Source organism: Brevundimonas mediterranea, from assembly GCF_014196125.1.
In the GTDB taxonomy this organism is placed as follows: Bacteria; Pseudomonadota; Alphaproteobacteria; order Caulobacterales; family Caulobacteraceae; genus Brevundimonas; species Brevundimonas mediterranea.
This window is the reverse complement of sequence record NZ_JACIDA010000001.1, coordinates 1,432,387-1,449,011: the sequence shown is the minus strand read 5'-3', so window position 1 is coordinate 1,449,011 and position 16,625 is coordinate 1,432,387. Positions and strand designations below refer to the sequence as shown.

Sequence of the window (16,625 nt, the reverse complement as noted above, 5' to 3'; positions counted from 1 at the left end):
TCGCTTCAATCGGGACTCAACGGTCACGAGGCCGCAAGGCCGAGGCCGAACTTCAGCTTTTCCTGAAGAAGGCGTGGATGCGTTCGGCTAGGGCCTGGTTGATTCCGTCGATCTTCAGCAGGTCCGCCACCGAGGCCCGGCCGACGCCCTTGGCGGAGCCGAAGGCGTGGAGCAGGGCCTTCTTGCGGCCGGGGCCGACGCCTTCGATCTCGTCGAGGGGATTCTTCTTGATGTCCATCGAGCGGCGCTTGGCGTGGGCGCCGTTGGCGAAACGGTGGGCCTCGTCGCGCAGCCGTTGCAGGTAGTAGAGGGCCGGGGACTTCAGCGGCAGCATGAAGGGGGCCTTGCCGGGCATGAAGAACTTTTCCATCCCCGCGTCGCGATCCGGCCCCTTGGCGACCCCGACCACGGCGATGTCGTCCAGGCCCAGATCGGCCATGACGGCCAGCACCTCGGCCAGCTGGCCCGCGCCGCCGTCGATCAGCAGGAGGTCGGGGCGGACGGCGTCCTCGCCCTCTTCCTCGTCCTTGACCAGACGGGCGAAGCGGCGGCGCATCACCTCGCGCATCATGCCGTAGTCGTCGCCGGGGGTCAGATCCTCGCCCCGGATGTTGAACTTGCGATACTGCGACTTCTGGAAGCCGTCGGGGCCGGCCACGACCATGCCGCCGACCGCATTGGTGCCCTGGATATGGGCGTTGTCGTAGATCTCGATCCGCTCGGGCCGGGTCTCCAGACCAAAGGCCTCGCAGACCTCGTCCAGGATTTTCCCTTGCGCCGAGCTTTCGGCCAGGCGGCGGCCCAGGGCCTCGCGCGCATTGGTCAGGGCGTGGTCGACCAGGCTCAGCTTCTCGCCACGCATCGGGCGGACGATCTCGATCTTGCGGTCCGCCTTCATCGAGAAGGCCTCTTCCAGCAGCTCCAACTCGTGCGGGCGGACGTTGGACAGGATCAGGCGCGGGATCGGCTTGTCCTCATAGAACTGACCCAGGAAGGCGGCCAGGATCTCGGGATCGGTGTCGGTCTTGTCCACGCGCGGGAAATAGGCGCGGCCGCCCCAGTTCTGGCCGGCGCGATAGAAGAAGACCTGGACGCAGGCCTGGCCGCCGTCGGAGTGCAGGGCGAAGACGTCGCCCTCGGCCACGCTGTCGGCGCTGACGGAGTTCTCCATCGAGATGGCGGACAGGGCGCGGATGCGGTCGCGCACGCGGGCGGCCTGTTCGAAATCCATCTCGTCGGAGGCGGCCTGCATCTCCTGCGACAGGCGGCCGATGACGGCGCGCGACTTGCCGCGCAGGAACTGTTCGGCCTCGGTGACCAGTTCGCCATAGTCCTCAAGCGAGATCAGGCCGGTGCAGGGGGCCGAGCACCGCTTGATCTGATGCAGCATGCAGGGCCGCGTCCGGGTCTCGTAGACGCTGTCCGAACAGGATCGCAGCAGGAAGGCCTTCTGCAGCGTGTTCAGCGTCCGATTGACCGCCCAGGTCGAGGCGAAGGGGCCGAAATAGTGGCCGGGCGTGGTGTGAGCGCCGCGATGTTTCTTCACCTGGGGCGCGCGGTGGTCGCTGCGGATCATCAGCTCGGCGAAGGACTTGTCGTCGCGCAGCAGGACGTTGAAGCGCGGCTTCAGCTTCTTGATGAAGTTGGATTCCAGCAGCAGGGCCTCGGTCTCGGACGCCGTGACGACCAGCTCCATCGACCGGGTCTGGGCCACCATCAGGCCGATGCGCTGGGTGTGGAACCGGCCCTGGGCGTACTGGACGATCCGCTTCTTCAGCGACTTGGCCTTGCCGACATAGAGGCAGGACCCGTCCTCGCCGTACATGCGATAGACGCCCGGCTTGTCGGGGGCCCGGCGCGCCTCGTCGGCGATCAGGGCGGCGGCCTTCAGGTTGGAATCGAGCGTCTCCTCGGTCATCCGGGGGGATATAGGCTCAAGACCGGCGAACCAGAAGGACGCCGGCGAGAACAAGCCCCACCCCGGCGATCCGGCCCAGGTTCAGCGGCTGGCGCGGCACGCCCAGGGCGCCGAAATGGTCGAGGATCAGGCTGAGCAGAAGCTGGCCGCCGACCATCAGGGTGATGGTCATGGCCACCCCCAGGCGCGGTACGCCCCAGGCGGCGGCGACCACGAAACAGGCGCCGTAGACCCCGCCCAGCCAGGCGTACCAGGGCAGGGCCCGGGCGGCGGCGAAGTCGGGGCGGGTGTGCATCAGGGCGGCGACGATCCCCAGCACCGTCGTGCCGACGGCGAAGGAGATGAAGGCCGCATTGACCGGCGAGGCGACGGCCGAGGCCAGCCGGGCGTTGGTCGGCGCCTGGAGGGCGGTGGCGCCCCCGGCCAGGACGACGACGAGGATGGCGATCAGCGACGGGTTCATGCGCCTTGGCTAGCACGGCCTCGGCCGTTTGTTAGCCCGAGATGAAGCGGGCGGCGCGTTCGCCCTCGGGATCGCCGGCGACGCCGAAGCCGCGGTTGATGGTCATGTGGCTGTCGTCGGGGGCGACGACGACCTCGGCCCGGCCGCCGGCGCGGGTCAGGGCCTGGGCCAGGCCGCGGCTCTGGACGGCCGAGTCCTGACGCCGGGCGACGTGGAAGATCAGGAAGGGTGGATAGGCGACGCCGGAGCGGACGCGCAGGGTGGGCGACAGGGCGGCGGCCTGGTCGCCGAAGGCCTGGTCATAGGTCTGGCCCAACCACTGGTCGATCCGGCTGTCCCCGCGTGGCGCTGTCGCGTCATAGCCGGCCCCATCCAGCAGGATGACCCCCGCCAGATCCGAAGGTTTCAGCCCGACCGCGCCCAGATAATCGGGATCGATTCCGACCAGGGCGGCCAGATGCGCGCCGGCCGAATGGCCCAGCAGATAGAGGGGGCGGCCCGGCAGGCGGCGCTTCAGGTCGGCGACGGCGGCGGCGACGTCCATGGCGGACTCGCGTGCGCTGACGGAGGGAGCCAGCCGATAGCTGGTCGACGCCAGGGTCAGGCCGTGGCGGGCAGCGTAGGCGGGCAGTTCGCTGACCATCGTCCGTTCGCCGCGCGACCAGCCGCCGCCGTGGACGAACAACAGGATCGGTCCGGAGCCATGGTCCGCATAGACATCATAGGCCTGGAGCGGGTCGGGGCCAAAGGCCCAGGTGTGGGCGGGGGCCGCCGCGCTGCGGCCGGTCTGGTCGCGTCGGCGCCCCAGGCGGCGCTGCGCCAGGGCCGGGCCTGCCAGGCTTGAGAGGGTCAGGCCCAGCAGGGCGGCGCGGCGGGAGACGGGCATGGGATATCCTTTCGTGACCCTCAGAATAACGCCGTGCGCCGTCCGATCCGCCTCACCAATTTGTATCGATTTGTACGCCGTCGAACCGTTCGGCCAGCCGCGCGCGACAGCCCCGGTTGACGTCGGCGGGCAGGGCGTCGGGCGCGAACCAGCCGACCTCGGCGATCTCGCCGTGGCTGGTGCGTTCGCCCCGGTCGAAGGCGTCGATGACGAAGACGGCGACATGATCGCCGGGAAAGAACCGCTCGTTGGCATGCAGCGAGACCAGGCGCGGCGCCGCCCGCGCGATCAGCCCGGTCTCCTCGCGCAGTTCGCGCACCACGGCCTCATGGGTGGTCTCGCCCCGGTCCACCCCGCCGCCCGGCAGCCACCAGCCCGCCAGATAGGTGTGCCGGACCATCGCCACCCGCCCGTCCGCATCCACCGCCACGGCCCGCACGCCCAGCGTCTTGCCCCGCGTCAGGCGCGACCAGGCGAAGAAGACGGGGCGGGTGAAGGGTTCGACGCGCTGACGCCAGTTCATCGATGTGTCCGCCCCCGGCCGTGGTGTGTGGCGGGATGTTCGATCATCTTTGGGGGCGGGAGGGAAGGGGGAGGCGGCGTCATGGGCTAGGGACCGCTTGTGTCAGGAGCGGTCATTCCAGCGTACAGCGGAGCCGCCTCCGCCAAATCAGCGGCCTGATCGACAAACACGATGATGGTGATCCACTGGATCTACCCGCCTGTGCTTCGCAGATCTGCTCGTCCGATGTCTGGCTCAACCAGGAGCGGCGAATAGGGTGTCGCCGACGTAAATGGACGGCGCCTGCCCGTTGAATGGCGTCAGCATCCAAAGCGTGTCGTCGGTCGTCACAGCCGGGGTTCGACCGTAGCCGGAAAGCTGTATCCAGCCGGAAACGGCCCTGTACTGATGGACGTTCTGGTTTATGTCCGTGGCGTAGACGGTGTGCGGGTCCAGAGCCGCGACCTGCGAGGCGTTGAAGCGCGGGTTTCCAAACAGGGGCGCCCAGGAGCCATCCCCGTTCCAGCGATAGACTTGGAAGTCAGTCCCATCAACGCCGTAAAGCGTTCCGTCGCGGCTGACGGATAGCGCATTGGGAGAAAAGGCAGTCGGCGTCGACTTCCAGCTTGCGGGTTGGTCGATCGGACCGGTGATGAGGCTCTGGCCGCTCCATACGCCCCACAGGGTCGCGCCGTTCGACAGGCAGGGCCAGCTCAGTCCAGCCTCGCTCCCGGCCGCTACCCAGCTGGAGGACGGTGAATCCCATCGTAGCATCGCCCCCTGCGGATCGTAGGCGTAGGCCGAATGGGCGTCGACCGGCATCAACCCCTCAACATTGAATCCATTAGGGAAGGCCGGCAGCTGCTGCCACGCACGGGCGCCAACAAACCGGACCACGCTCCCATTGACCGTCCAAGCCCAGACGCCTTGGCGCAAGCCGGTGTAGATCGCGGCCAGATCCGTCCGTCCCATATAGCTCCACGCCTGCGACAGAGAGTTGTCGTTGAACCGGGTGGAGGTGTTGTCCGGCACCTCGCCGGCCACGACGATGCCCGTATGATGGCCATCCGGGCGGGCGAACTGGCGATAGACGCGCCGGCTCAGCGCCTGCGCCGGGCTGACCGGCAACTGCGTAAGTCCGCAAAGCGACTGATTGTCGATCAGCGCCCAGTCGGACCAGGGGCCGACGTCGGTTTCGTCGTTGCCCTGCACGAAGGATACAGCATAGCGGACCGAACCTCCCGCAACCCAGTCGGGAGCATAGTTGCCAGCGTTCAGGAAACTGCTGACCTTGGGAGCCGTCGTCGGGGGCGCCATTCGTCCGGGCAGCGGATTGGGCGGTCCGTAGTGGATGCCCATCCAGGCCAGGAAGGTCGTCGCCCACCAGCTGCCCGTCCAGGCATAGCTGTCGAGGTTGTTCGTATCGGTGCGGTGAGAGCAGTTACCCGCCCCGTCCGTGATCCAGAGCGGCGCGGTGTTGGTCTTGTCATTGGGGTCGAACGCAAGGATCGGGATGTAATTGAGGGCGTCATAGGCCGCCTTGGCGGGCGCCACGCCCGTGGTCATCGCGACGTAGATTTCGTCAGCGCTTGCCTGAACCGCCTGCTCGACAGCCATCATGCTGTAGTCGTTGACATTGTCCTGGAGACGTTTGTCTCCATACATCTTCCAGCTCATGCCGTTCAGATTCGAAACGTTGAGCCCGTAGTGGCAGTCCTCGTCGTGCATGTAGCGGGTCAGTGCATCGCCAGCGGCGGTAGGGGTCGACGCGAAATGCAGTTCGCGGCGCGGAGCGCGAAGATGCCCTGACGAGAATAGGTCCGACAAATAATGGTCAGCAAACGCATTCTGAGCATAGGCGATGCCTTCCAGCACCTTCTTCGCCTGCGGATCCGCAGTGTTGAACACTTGGGTCGCTGTAGCCAGCGCTACGGCGTGACCCGCGCTGTAGGCGATCACCGCATGGGCGCCGAAATGGTCCCAGTTGGTGAAGGCGAGCTGCAGGTAGCGGCCGAAATGCAGCGGCACATAGGTTCCGCCGGTAATCTTGTTCCACTGCTCCGACAGCGAGTCGCCGATCTTCTCATAGGCTGAGGAGGGTTGCTGTCCGTTGTAGATGGCCGCGCTGACGGCATCGATTTCGGTCTTCATGATCGCCAGGATCGCCGTCGCCTCGTCCTTGGAAGCGGCAAGCTGGGCGAGCGAGTTGTACGCGTCGGTGAACCGTGCCTGCTGGTCGGCGTCGCCCTGGCCATCGGAGATCGGTCGGTCGGGAATGCCGTAAAAGTCACCGCCGAGCGCTACGATCTGCCCATAGGTGAGCGACAGCCCGTTAGGCAGTCGCAGCGGCAAGGTCCCGGCGCGTATCGGCGCCTCGCCGCCCGGGAACCGCAGCATGACACTATCGCCTATCAGCGTGTGTTCGCCACCCTCGAAGGTCAGGGGATGATGCTGGTCGTTGCGGCGTCCCCGCCTGAAGCGCGGACCGCGCATCTGGGCGAGACTGACGGCGATGGCGAGCTGTTCGGTCTCGGACAGCTCTGGCGTTGCGGCGGGCATAGAGATTTCTCCCCCATGCGCATCAACCAGCAACGCGCCAAGGAGGCATAGCCCCTTATACAACCTTTGCAATCGAATAAACACGCACAGGTGTTGTAAGTCCCGTCGGCGGATGATGCGGCGTCCTCTTCGGCCTTTCGGCGGAATGATATTGACGGTTGTGCAATTGCAGCGCCTCAATGCCGCCATTGATCGACTAGGAGGTGGCGGCGTGACCGAACTCAGGGGCTTTCCCGTCTACCAGCAGGCGACCGACAACTCGTGCTGGGCGGCCACCGCACGCGCGGTGCTGAACTACTACGGTGCAGGCGGCGGCGCCGTATACGCGTCCGATCAGGCGCTCGGCGTCGCTTGGCAGACGGCTAGTCCGAGCGCGAACCCCTCCCACGCCGACATCAACGTGCAGCAATCCGCAGCGGGGGCGCTGCTGGACCTCGGCGTGAACAACGCCATGGACGATGCTGCGTTGCCGACGTGGGACGAGATCGTCCAGCAGATCGATCAGGGCTTTCCGATGCTGACGATCATAAGTGGTCAGCCCCTGGCCCCAGGCCAGGCCCGCAATCCCGCCGCGCAACAGGGGCACTGGATGGTGATCGTCGGCTATCAGGTGATCGAAGGCCAGCAGGCCCTCATTGTGATGGATCCCAGCTATGGGCGGGACTTCGAGTACAAACAATTCGACCCTGCGGTCTGCGGCCCTTTCCCGCAAGGGACCCCCACCCAGTACTGGCAGAACACCAGCTATCTTGATCCTCCGGCCGCGGCCGCAAGGCTGGAGACCCCCAAGTCCGATTCCTGAGAACCGGTTGGGCCTGGGCGCGCCGTTTGAGCGTCGCTGAAACGATCGCCGTGCGGCGGTCGCCAGCGCTGGCGTCGACAGCGCCTCACTCCCGCTTGAACCGCGCCCCGGACCGCTCTAATCGAAGATCAGACACAGGAGCATCCCATGCTGGCTCTCGGCATCATCTTCGGCTTCGTCGCCGTCATCGCGGCGTTCAACGTCTTCGAGTTCGGTCGGGTTGACTGAAGTCCCGGCGGCGCCCGACGCCGGCGTCGCCCCGGCGCGGGGCGTCGCCCTGGTCACGGGCGGGGCGCGGCGGATCGGGCGGGAGATCTGCCTGACCCTGGCGCGGGCGGGCTTCGACATGGCGATTCATCATCATGCGTCGGGCGAGGACGCCCGGACCCTGGCCGACGAGATCGCGGGCCTCGGGCGGCGCGCGTGTCTGTTGCAGGCGGATCTGACGGACGAGGCCAAGGTGCGGGCGCTGGTTCCGGCGGCGGTCGAGGCGCTGGGGCCTTTGACGGTGCTGGTCAACAACGCTTCGGTGTTCGAGGACGACCGGGTCGGCGGCCTGACACGCTACAGCTGGGACCGGCATATCGAGACCAATCTGCGGGCGCCCCTGGTGCTGGCCGAGGCGTTCGCGGCCCAGACTGTCGAAGGGGTGATCGTCAACCTGCTGGACCAGAAGGTGCTGAAGCCGGATCCACGCTTCTTCTCCTACAGCCTGTCGCGCAACGGCCTGTGGTGGGCGACTCAGACCCTGGCCCAGGCCCTGGCGCCGGGCATACGGGTCAACGGCGTGGGGCCGGGGCCGACCCTGCCGTCGATCCACCAGACCCCCGAAGAATTCGCAGCCGAGGCGCGCGGCACCCTGTTGCAGACGCCCGGCAGCCCGCAGGCGGTGACCGAGGCCGTGCTGTGGCTCATTGACGCGCGGATGGTCACGGGCCAGATGATCGCCGTCGACGGGGGCCAGCACCTGGCCTGGCGCACCCCCGACATCCAGGAGTAGCGCGTGGTCCAGTCCTCTCAGGTGACGCCGTTTCCGGCGGACGAGCCGCTGCGTTTCGAGCGGCTGAGCGTCTTCGTGCGCGGGCTGGAGGTCGAGGCCGGGATCGGGGTCTATGACCACGAGCAGGGGCGGCTGCAGCGGCTGGTGATCGATGTGACGCTGGAGCTGGAGCCGCGGCCGATCGAACGGCTGGGCGACACCATCAACTACGAGACCGTGGCCAATGCGGCGCGCGCCATCGCCGCCGAGGGCCATGTGGGCCTGGTCGAAACCTTCGCCGAACGGCTGGCGCGGGCCTGTCTGGAGGACCGGCGGGTGCGGCGGGCGACCGTGCGGATCGAGAAGCCGGGCGCCCTTCAGGCCGTGATCGCGCCGGGCTGCGAGATCGTTCTGGCGCGCTAGGGCGTCGGTGATCCCGCTCCCTGTCGTCCGGGTTTCGGACTATTCAGACGGTGTTTTTCGGAGACCGCACCCATGACCCAGCTCTGCGTCGTCGCCGCCGGCGGCACCGGCGGCCACATGTTCCCGGCCGAGGCCCTGGCGCGTGAACTGGCCGCGCGCGGCTGGCGCGTGGTGCTGGCGACCGATCATCGCGGCGAGCAGTATGCCCACGCCTTCCCGGCCGAGGAACGGCTGGCCCTGGATGCGGCGACCGGCTCGGGCCCGCTGGGCCTGATCAAGGCGGGCGTCGCCATCTTCAAGGGGGTGATGCAGGCGCGCGAGGCCTTTGACCGGCTGGGGGCGGACGTGGTGGTCGGGTTCGGCGGCTATCCGTCGGCGCCGGCCCTGGTGGCGGCGGTCACGTCACAACGCCCGACCGTGATACATGAGCAGAACGCCGTCCTGGGCCGCACCAACCGCATCCTGGCCCCCTATGTCGGCGAAGTGGCCTCGTCCTTCCCGACTCTGGAGCGGGCGCCGGCCAGGGTGCAGGGGCGGTCGCACGTCGTCGGCTCGCCGGTTCGGAGCGAGATCCGCGCCCTGTTCGACCGCGTCTACGCGGCCCCGGTCGACGGCGGCCCCATCCAGGTGCTGGTGACGGGCGGCAGTCAGGGGGCGCGCATCCTGTCGGAGACCACGCCTCGCGCCCTGGCCGCCCTGCCCGAAGCCCTGCGCCGTCGGCTGAAGGTGCAGCAGCAGTCGCGGCCCGAGACGCTGGAGACCGCGCGTCAGATTTATCTGGAGGCCGGGATCGAGGCCGAGGTCGCGCCCTTCTTCCGCGACATGGCCGAGCGGCTGTCGAAAGCGCATCTGGTCGTCGGCCGTTCGGGCGCCTCGACCTGTGCCGAACTGGCCGTCGCGGCCCTGCCGTCGGTGCTGATCCCGCTGAAGATCGCCATGGACGACCACCAGCGCCTGAACGCCAAGGCCCTGGTCGACGCCGGGGCGGCGGAGATGGTGCTGGAGGATGATCTGACGGTTCAGGGCCTGACGGCGACGCTGGAGGGACTGCTGTCCGACCCGGCGCGTCTGGCGGCCATGTCGGCGGCGGCGCGTTCGGTCGCCATCCCCGATGCGGCGCAGCGCCTGGCCGATCTGGTGGAGAAGACGGCGAAGGGCTGAACCGCGTTCGCCAAGCTTTGCGGGAACCCATTCGGCGTCAATGCGTCCCTTACGCATGCCTCCTGAAATCACCGCCCTGACCCGCCAGATTCATGACCTGTGGCGCCGGTTCGACTGGCTGCCCGAATGGGCCGTGATCGTGCTGGTGACGGCCGGCTTCGTCGCAGGCGGATGGGTGGCGCACAAGATCGTCTTCATGATCCTGCGGCGGGTGGTGAAGAACCGCGACGTCTTCTGGCGCGGCGTGGTCGAGCGGGCGCGCAAGAAGCTGCGGGTCATGATGATCCTGATCGGCATCGGCATCGGCGTGACCGTCTCGCCGATGGATCCCGCGCCGTCCCAGGACATCCGCAATATCCTGCAGTTCCTGTTCGTCCTGACCCTGGGCTGGCTGGCCTCGGGCCTGCTGGACATGTGGTCGGTGATGCACCTGAAGCGGTACAATATCGCCGTCGAGGACAATCTGCTCGCCCGCAAACACCTGACCCAGACCCGCATCCTGCAACGGGTGGCCAAGGTGATCCTGTTCATCGTCACCGTGGGCCTGGCCCTGATGACCATCGCCGGCTTCCGCCAGTGGGGCGTCAGCCTGCTGGCCTCGGCGGGCGTGGTCGGCATCATCGCCGGTCTGGCCCTGCAGCCGATCCTGACGAACATGGTCGCGGGCATCCAGATCGCCCTGACCCAGCCGATCCGCCTCGACGACGCCGTCATCGTTGAGAACGAGTGGGGTAATGTCGAGGAGATCACCGCCACCTATGTGGTGGTCAAGCTGTGGGACTGGCGTCGAATGGTCCTGCCCCTGTCCTATTTCATCACCACGCCCTTCCAGAACTGGACGCGCGAGAACGCCCGCCTGATCGGCACGGCCTTCTTCTACGTCGACTATGAAACCCCGATCGACCGGCTGCGCGAAGCGTTCGAGGGCATCGTCAAGGCGTCCAAGCTGTGGGACGGCGACGTCCAGGTGATGCAGGTGACGGACATCACCGAACGGGTGCTTCAGGTCCGCTGCCTGGCCAGCGCGCGCTCCGCGCCGGTGGCCTTCGACCTCCGCTGCGAGATCCGCGAGAAGCTGATGGCCTTCATGCGCGACCAATGCCGCGAAGCCCTGCCGCGCGACCGGCTGGAATGGCCGCAGGGGGAAGAGCGGCCGGTCAGTCCGCCAGCGCCGACTGCCCCCGACGGATTGCTTCGTCCAGCCTGAGGGTCTCGCGAGCAGCAGCCTCCCCGCACGCCACGGCCATCAGTTCCGCCGCGTCTCCGCCAGGCGCGGCTTCATAGGGCGGGGCGGGGTCGGGCGTCGCCGGGCCTTCGGTTCCGTCGGCGCGCAGGGAAGCGAAGTCGAGCCGGTCCGCCGTGCCGGCGCGGCAATCGAAGGCCCAGCGCGACCAGCCGCCGACATAGGTCACGTCCCCGACCTTGAACCCGGTCTCCGTGACCTGAAGCTTGCGCATATGGGCCACGTCGCCCGTGCGTTCGATGGAGGCGACATCGGCATAGATGGCGAAACGGCCGACGCCGGTCGGGACCAGTTCAGGATCTGCCCCAGTCAGCAGGAAGGCCAGCAGCAGGGCGATCATGCGACCAGTTTCTCCGCCTGGTGCAGGTCCACGCTGACCAGCTGGCTCATGCCGCGCTCGGGCATGGTGACGCCGTACAGCCGGTCCATGCGGCTCATGGTGACGGGGTTGTGGGTGATGACGATGAAGCGGGTATCGGTCCGCGACCGCATCTCGTGCAGCATCTTGCAGAACCGGTCCACGTTCGCATCGTCCAGCGGGGCGTCGACCTCGTCGAGCACGCAGACGGGGGCGGGGTTGGCCAGGAAGACGCCGAAGATCAGGGCGGCCGCCGTCAGGGCCTGTTCGCCGCCCGACATCAGGCTCATGACCGACAGCCGCTTGCCGGGCGGGCAGGCGTAGATCTCCAGGCCCGCCTCCAGCGGATCGTCGCTCTCGACCAGTTTCAGCTCGGCCTGGCCGCCGTCGAACAGGGCTTCGAACAGGGCCTTGAAGTTGGCGTTGATGACGTCGAAGGCGGCGACCAGCCGTTCGCGGCCCTCGGCGTTCAGTTCGTCGATGCCGTCGCGCAGCTTGGCGATGGCCTGGGTCAGGTCGATCCGCTCGGACTTCATGCTGTTCAGCCGGTCGCCGTATTCCGCCGCCTCGTCTTCGGCGCGCAGGTTGACGGCGCCCAGGGCCTCGCGTTCGCGCTCCAGTCCGTACAGCAGGCTCTCGGCCCCGGCGGCGTCGGGCGGGCGGGCAATGGCTTCGTCGGTCAGCTTGCGGGCCAGGTCTTCCGGCGACATCTGGGCGGTCTCGCGGACGGTGGTCTCGGCCTCGGTCAGCTTCTCGGCGGCGGCCTCGGCGCGAGCGGCCAGACCGGCGCGGACTTCGCGGGCCTGGGAGGCGGCGGCGTCGGCGGCGCGGGCGGCGCGGTCAGCCTCGGCCGCAGCGGTCTCGGCGGTCGCCATGGCGTCGGACGAGGCCTGTTTGCGCTGCTCGGCGGCGGTCAGGGTGTCCAGCAGTTTCCCGCGCTGTTCGGCGAACCCTTGGGGCGCGACCTCGGCCTGCTTCAGCTGGGCGGCCGTCTTTTCAGCGTCCTTCTCCAGCGTGGCGAGCCGGGCGCCGCTGTCCTTGGACCGGGCGATCCAGCCGTCGCGGGCGCGGGTCAGGCCGCCCAGGCGTTGTTCGCGGCCCTGGCGGTCGCGGGCCTCGGCGTCGCGGTCGGAACGGGCGGTCTGGGCGGCGATGCGGGCGGCGTCGGCGGCGGCGCGGGCTGCGGTCAAGTCATCGCGCAGGCCGGACAGGGTCTCGGACGGGGCCTCGACCGTCTGTGCGGCGGCCAGGGCGGCTTCAGCCTCCGCCACCTCGGCCGCCAGGCGCGCCAGGGCCTCGTCCAACGCCTGGGCGCGAGCTTCGCGGCGGGTCTGGTCACGGGCCAAGGTCTCGACCCGGTCGCGGGCGGCCGTCACGGCCTTGTCGAGGGCGAAGGGTTTGAGGCGGGCGGTCTTCACCGCCTCCTCGGCGGCGCGGAAGGCTTCGGCGGCCGCCTTCTGCTGGGCCTGGGCCTGTTCGAGCGCCGGCTTGCCCTTGTCGATATCGGTTTCCAGCTCGGCCAGGCGGGTGCGCTGGGCCAGGCGGACGGCGGCGGGGCGGGGCGCCTCGGCGCGGCTGACGAAGCCGTCCCAGCGGAACAGATCGCCCTCGGGCGTCGCCAGACGGGCGCCGACCGGCAGGGTGCGGGCCAGTTCGGCCGCCTGGGCGCGAGGGGCGACGCCGCACAAGGCCAGGCGGGCGGCTAGTTGCTCAGGCGCCTGGACATGATCGGACAGAGGTTCGACGCCTGTGGGCCAGACCGGCGGCCGGGGCTCTGCCCCGCCCCAGTAGGCGGCGGCGCGGGCGTCCAGAGCCGCATCCAGGTCTTCGCCCAGGGCGGCGGCGAGGGCGGCTTCATAGCCCCGGTCGGCGCGGACCTTGTCGAGGGCGGGGGGATGGTCGCGCTTGCCGCCGACCAGCAGCTGGGCCAGGCCGCGCGCCTCGGTCTGGAGCCGGCCCAGCCGGTCCTCGGCGGCGCGGGCAGCGGTGCGGGCCTCTTGCTCGGCGCGCGCCAGGTCGCCGCGCTTGGCCTCGGCCGTTTCGACGGCTTCACGAGCGGCGGTCAGTTCTGCCTGGGCCGTCTCCAGCGCCTGACGGGCGACCTCCAGCTCGGGCGTTTCCAGCGGACCCAGGGCATCGCGTTCGCGCTGCGCCTGATCCCGCTGGGCGGCGACACGGGTCAGCCGGGTCTCGGCGTCGCGGCGGCGGGCGGCCTCGGCGTTGGCGCGGGCCTCGACGGCGGCGAGGGCGGCGGCCAGGCGTTCGACCTCGGCGTCGGCGGCCTTGCGGGCCTCTTCGGCGGCGGCCATGGCCTTGTCCAGTTCGGGGCCGCGTTCGGGGGCGGCGGCGATCTCGGCCTGGAGACGGGTCAGTTCGTGGTCCAGCCGGTCCAGTTCGCGTCTGGCGTCGGCGGCCATATTGGTCTCGCGCTCAGTATCGGCGGCGATGCGGGCGGCTTCGGCCTTCAGACGGTCCACCTCGGCGCGGGCGGCCTGTTCGGCCATGTCGAGGCGGTCGCGCTCCAGTCTGACGCGGTGCAGCAGGGCGGAGGCGACGGCGTCTTCTTCTCGCGTGGGCTTCAGCGCTTCCTGGGCGGCGAGGGCGGTGGTCTGGGCGGCGGCGGCGGCGGTCGTCGTTTCCGCCACCGCGCGGTCGGCGGCGCGCAGTTCCTCGGCGGCGGTCTCGGCCGCCAGTCTGGCGTCGTTCCAGCGGACGTAGAGGAGCGCCGACTGAAGGGCGCGGATTTCGGCGGAGATCTTCTTGTACTTCTCGGCCTGGCGGGCTTCGCGCTTCAGCCGGTTCAGCGCCGTCTCCAGCTCGCGGCCGATGTCGTCGAGGCGTTCCAGATTGGTCTCGGCCGCCTTGAGCCGTAGTTCGGCTTCATGGCGGCGGGTGTGCAGGCCGGCGACGCCGCCCGCTTCTTCCAGGATGCGGCGACGGTTCTGGGGCTTGGCGGCGATCAGTTCGCTGATCTGACCCTGACGCACCAAGGCGGGGGAGTTGGCGCCGGTCGAGGCGTCGGCGAACAGCAGCTGGACGTCGCGGGCGCGCACCTCCTTGCCGTTGATCCGGTAGGTCGAGCCGTGGCCCCGGTCGATGCGGCGCGAGACCTCCAGCACCGGGCTGTCGGTGAAGGGCTGGGGCGCGCGGCGTTGGGCGTTGTCGATGGTCAGGCTGACTTCGGCGTGGCTGCGCGGCGGGCGGCCGGCGGCGCCGGCGAAGATGACGTCGTCCATGCCCTGGCCGCGCATGGCCTTGGCCGAGTTGGCGCCCATGACCCAGCGCAGGCTTTCAAGGACGTTGGACTTGCCGCAGCCGTTGGGGCCGACGACGCCGGTCAGGCCGGATTCGATGTGCACCTCCGCCGGGTCGACGAACGACTTGAAGCCGACGAGCCGGAGGCGCTGGAACTGCATGGGCCTTGGCGTTTACCGGCGCAGCAGCGGATCGACGGCGGCCGACAGGGCCTCCAGCGAGTGGTCGGCGACGGGCTTGCCGTTGACGAAGAAGCTGGGGGTGCCCGCCACGCCGGCCTCCTGCGCGCCTTCGATCTGGGCCTGGAGCGCGGCGCCAGTCGCGGGGTCGCCGAGGCAGGTCTCGATCTGCTCGCGCGTCTTGCCGCTGGCGGCGACGCCGGCCTCGAACCAGGGCTGGGCGCCGGTGGTGCGCAGCTCAGCCTGATCGCGCATGAAGACCTCGGCCACGTCGAAATAGCGGCCGGGCGCGGCGCAGATGGCTACGGCCGCAGCAGCGGCGGCGACATTGGCCGGTGCGGTCGGCAGGTTGCGATGCACCAGCCGGACCTTGCCCGTGTCGATGTAGCGGGCCTTGAAGGCCGGCAGGACGTCGTTGTGGAAGTCGGCGCAGTGCGAGCAGGTGAAGCTGGCGTATTCGATCACCGTCACCGGCGCGTCGACCCGACCCAGCACATGATCCTGGGCCGTCACGGGGGGCGGGGGCTCGGCGGCGAAGGCCGGCCCCGAGAGCGTAGCGATCAGGAGGGCCAGGGTGAGGACGGCGCGCCGGATCATGGCTTATTTCGCCAGTTCGGCGTCGATGGCCGTCGACAGGTCGGCCAGGCTGGCGCCTTCGCCGCCAGGGGTGATGACCTGGGTGTCGTTGACGTAGAAGGCCGGGGTGCCGGTCACGCCCTGGGCCTGGGCGGCCTGGACGCGGGTCTCCATGGCGGCGACGGCCTCCTTGTCGGTGACGCAGTCGTTGAACTGCTGCTCGGACATTCCGGCGGCCTGGGCCGTGCGCAGCAGCCAGTCGCGCGGCGACGAGGTCAGCATCTCCTGCTGGGTGGCCATCAGCTGGTGGACGACGTCGAAATACTTGTCCGGGCCGGCGCAGCGGGCGACCAGGAAGCCGGCGGTGGCGGCGTCGACCGGCGGGGTCGGCAGTTCGCGGAAGACGTAGCGGACCTTGTTGGTGTCGACGTACTTGGCCTTGAACGCCGGCCAGGTGTTCTTCTGCCACAGGGCGCAGTGGGGGCAGGTGACCGAGGCGTATTCGACCACGGTGACCTTGGCGCCTTCCGGCGCGCCCAGGCCCATGTCGCCCTCGGCCGCGCCTTTGGAGCCGCCGGCGCCGCAGGCGGCCAGGGCCATGGTCGCCATGGCGGCGCCGGTGATGGCCGCGCGGCGGCTCATGCGGGCGAAGCGGGATTCAATCGAGGCCATGGGACTTCCTTGGTGGGAGCGTTGCCGGATGATCGCGCGATTCCCTTGGAATGACGCAACCCTGATCTTTTCGAGAACAGGTGCGGCGAAGATTTGTCAATCGCGGTCGTTTGAACGCGACAGGGTGGCGCGGCCCAGGCGGGCGAGGGCGGCGCGCAGTTCGTCGGGGGCGTCGGCGATGGAGGCGGCCAGATCGGCCTCGGCTTCGGCGGCCAGGGGCGGGGGTTTGACGGCGCGTTTGGGCCGGGCGGCGGCCTCGGTCAGGGGTTTGACCGGACCCTGGGCGATGCGGAGGCGATCGACCGAACCGGCGCCGAGGAACAGGTTAACGCGGGCCAGGATGTCTTCGGACTGGTGCTGGACCAGAAGCGCGGCGGCGCCGGCGACGCGGAGCTCCAGCACGCCGGGCTGGCCGGCCTTGCCCTTGGTCAGCTTCTGGGGGCGGGTGACGCGGGCCAGGCGGTCGCCGACGATCTCGCGCCAGCGGGGCTCCAGCGCGCCGGCGCCGCGACCGAACTTCTCGTCCAGTTTCTTGATCAGCGGCGTCAGGGCCTTGCCGGCGCGCGGAGCCGGGCGCGGCGCCGGGCGGGTGCGGCGGCGCGACAGGATCTCGCGGACCTCGGCGTCTGTGGGCAGCGGGCGGCGCATG

Annotated in this window: 15 protein-coding genes; 5 read left to right on the top strand and 10 right to left on the bottom strand. The window is 69.2% G+C overall.

Annotation, left to right across the window (positions count from 1 at the left end; genetic code table 11):
- Window positions 1–52: 52 nt before the first annotated feature.
- The 5 genes from uvrC to GGR11_RS07255 form a co-directional block, all read right to left on the bottom strand.
- Entirely contained in the window at window positions 53–1,918 is a 1,866-nt protein-coding gene (gene uvrC / locus GGR11_RS07275; RefSeq protein ID WP_183196051.1) for an excinuclease ABC subunit UvrC, read from the bottom strand.
- Between the two features lie 16 nt (window positions 1,919–1,934).
- The gene (locus GGR11_RS07270; protein WP_183196050.1) at window positions 1,935–2,381 is read right to left on the bottom strand and encodes a DMT family transporter; all 447 of its coding nucleotides are present in this window, start codon (window positions 2,379–2,381) and stop codon (window positions 1,935–1,937) included.
- 31 nt (window positions 2,382–2,412) lie between these two features.
- Window positions 2,413–3,267, bottom strand: coding sequence for an alpha/beta hydrolase (locus tag GGR11_RS07265; RefSeq protein ID WP_183196049.1), 855 nt, complete (start codon window positions 3,265–3,267; stop codon window positions 2,413–2,415).
- A 52-nt stretch (window positions 3,268–3,319) separates the two neighbouring features.
- On the bottom strand, window positions 3,320–3,790 hold the full coding sequence (locus tag GGR11_RS07260; protein ID WP_183196048.1) for an NUDIX domain-containing protein: 471 nt from the start codon (window positions 3,788–3,790) through the stop codon (window positions 3,320–3,322).
- Between the two features lie 234 nt (window positions 3,791–4,024).
- The gene (locus tag GGR11_RS07255; protein ID WP_183196047.1) at window positions 4,025–6,328 is read right to left on the bottom strand and encodes a hypothetical protein; all 2,304 of its coding nucleotides are present in this window, start codon (window positions 6,326–6,328) and stop codon (window positions 4,025–4,027) included.
- A 211-nt stretch (window positions 6,329–6,539) separates the two neighbouring features.
- On the opposite strand from GGR11_RS07255, the gene GGR11_RS07250 reads away from it, so the two are divergent.
- The 5 genes from GGR11_RS07250 (at window position 6,540) to GGR11_RS07230 (ending at window position 10,900) form a co-directional block, all read left to right on the top strand.
- Window positions 6,540–7,130 carry a C39 family peptidase gene (locus GGR11_RS07250; RefSeq protein WP_183196046.1) on the top strand — a complete coding sequence of 197 codons (591 nt, stop codon included), beginning with the start codon at window positions 6,540–6,542 and terminating at the stop codon, window positions 7,128–7,130.
- 220 nt (window positions 7,131–7,350) lie between these two features.
- A complete protein-coding gene (locus GGR11_RS07245; RefSeq protein WP_183196045.1) occupies window positions 7,351–8,130 on the top strand; it encodes an SDR family oxidoreductase in 780 nt (259 codons plus the stop codon).
- A 3-nt stretch (window positions 8,131–8,133) separates the two neighbouring features.
- Entirely contained in the window at window positions 8,134–8,532 is a 399-nt protein-coding gene (gene folB / locus GGR11_RS07240; RefSeq protein WP_008259843.1) for a dihydroneopterin aldolase, read from the top strand.
- A gap of 72 nt (window positions 8,533–8,604) precedes the next feature.
- Window positions 8,605–9,693 carry an undecaprenyldiphospho-muramoylpentapeptide beta-N-acetylglucosaminyltransferase gene (gene murG / locus GGR11_RS07235; RefSeq protein WP_183196044.1) on the top strand — a complete coding sequence of 363 codons (1,089 nt, stop codon included), beginning with the start codon at window positions 8,605–8,607 and terminating at the stop codon, window positions 9,691–9,693.
- A 55-nt stretch (window positions 9,694–9,748) separates the two neighbouring features.
- A complete protein-coding gene (locus GGR11_RS07230; protein WP_183196043.1) occupies window positions 9,749–10,900 on the top strand; it encodes a mechanosensitive ion channel family protein in 1,152 nt (383 codons plus the stop codon).
- Here the strand turns inward: GGR11_RS07230 and GGR11_RS07225 are convergent.
- The 5 genes from GGR11_RS07225 to GGR11_RS07205 all read right to left on the bottom strand — a co-directional run bounded on the left by GGR11_RS07225 (window position 10,851) and on the right by GGR11_RS07205 (window position 16,624).
- On the bottom strand, window positions 10,851–11,276 hold the full coding sequence (locus GGR11_RS07225; protein ID WP_183196042.1) for a surface-adhesin E family protein: 426 nt from the start codon (window positions 11,274–11,276) through the stop codon (window positions 10,851–10,853). The two genes, GGR11_RS07230 and GGR11_RS07225, sit on opposite strands and share 50 nt — an antisense overlap.
- Complete coding sequence (locus GGR11_RS07220; protein ID WP_183196041.1) at window positions 11,273–14,710, bottom strand: AAA family ATPase; 3,438 nt, start codon at window positions 14,708–14,710, stop codon at window positions 11,273–11,275. The genes GGR11_RS07225 and GGR11_RS07220 overlap by 4 nt, the downstream gene beginning before the upstream one ends.
- A gap of 12 nt (window positions 14,711–14,722) precedes the next feature.
- Window positions 14,723–15,325 (bottom strand): thioredoxin domain-containing protein, encoded by a 603-nt coding sequence (locus GGR11_RS07215; RefSeq protein WP_183196040.1) that lies wholly within the window; start codon window positions 15,323–15,325, stop codon window positions 14,723–14,725.
- A 3-nt stretch (window positions 15,326–15,328) separates the two neighbouring features.
- Window positions 15,329–15,976 carry a DsbA family protein gene (locus GGR11_RS07210; protein ID WP_183196039.1) on the bottom strand — a complete coding sequence of 216 codons (648 nt, stop codon included), beginning with the start codon at window positions 15,974–15,976 and terminating at the stop codon, window positions 15,329–15,331.
- A gap of 96 nt (window positions 15,977–16,072) precedes the next feature.
- Window positions 16,073–16,624 (bottom strand): DUF721 domain-containing protein, encoded by a 552-nt coding sequence (locus GGR11_RS07205; RefSeq protein WP_183196407.1) that lies wholly within the window; start codon window positions 16,622–16,624, stop codon window positions 16,073–16,075.
- Between the last annotated feature and the right edge of the window lies 1 nt (window position 16,625).

Bases quoted from the DNA above. Each gene is read 5' to 3' on its own strand.
- uvrC (WP_183196051.1), bottom strand. From the start codon at position 1,918: ATGACCGAGGAGACGCTCGATTCCAACCTGAAGGCCGCCGCCCTGATC.
- GGR11_RS07270 (WP_183196050.1), bottom strand. From the start codon at position 2,381: ATGAACCCGTCGCTGATCGCCATCCTCGTCGTCGTCCTGGCCGGGGGC.
- GGR11_RS07265 (WP_183196049.1), bottom strand. From the start codon at position 3,267: ATGCCCGTCTCCCGCCGCGCCGCCCTGCTGGGCCTGACCCTCTCAAGC.
- GGR11_RS07260 (WP_183196048.1), bottom strand. From the start codon at position 3,790: ATGAACTGGCGTCAGCGCGTCGAACCCTTCACCCGCCCCGTCTTCTTC.
- GGR11_RS07255 (WP_183196047.1), bottom strand. From the start codon at position 6,328: ATGCCCGCCGCAACGCCAGAGCTGTCCGAGACCGAACAGCTCGCCATC.
- murG (WP_183196044.1), top strand. From the start codon at position 8,605: ATGACCCAGCTCTGCGTCGTCGCCGCCGGCGGCACCGGCGGCCACATG.
- GGR11_RS07230 (WP_183196043.1), top strand. From the start codon at position 9,749: ATGCCTCCTGAAATCACCGCCCTGACCCGCCAGATTCATGACCTGTGG.
- GGR11_RS07225 (WP_183196042.1), bottom strand. From the start codon at position 11,276: ATGATCGCCCTGCTGCTGGCCTTCCTGCTGACTGGGGCAGATCCTGAA.
- GGR11_RS07220 (WP_183196041.1), bottom strand. From the start codon at position 14,710: ATGCAGTTCCAGCGCCTCCGGCTCGTCGGCTTCAAGTCGTTCGTCGAC.
- GGR11_RS07215 (WP_183196040.1), bottom strand. From the start codon at position 15,325: ATGATCCGGCGCGCCGTCCTCACCCTGGCCCTCCTGATCGCTACGCTC.
- GGR11_RS07210 (WP_183196039.1), bottom strand. From the start codon at position 15,976: ATGGCCTCGATTGAATCCCGCTTCGCCCGCATGAGCCGCCGCGCGGCC.
- GGR11_RS07205 (WP_183196407.1), bottom strand. From the start codon at position 16,624: ATGCGCCGCCCGCTGCCCACAGACGCCGAGGTCCGCGAGATCCTGTCG.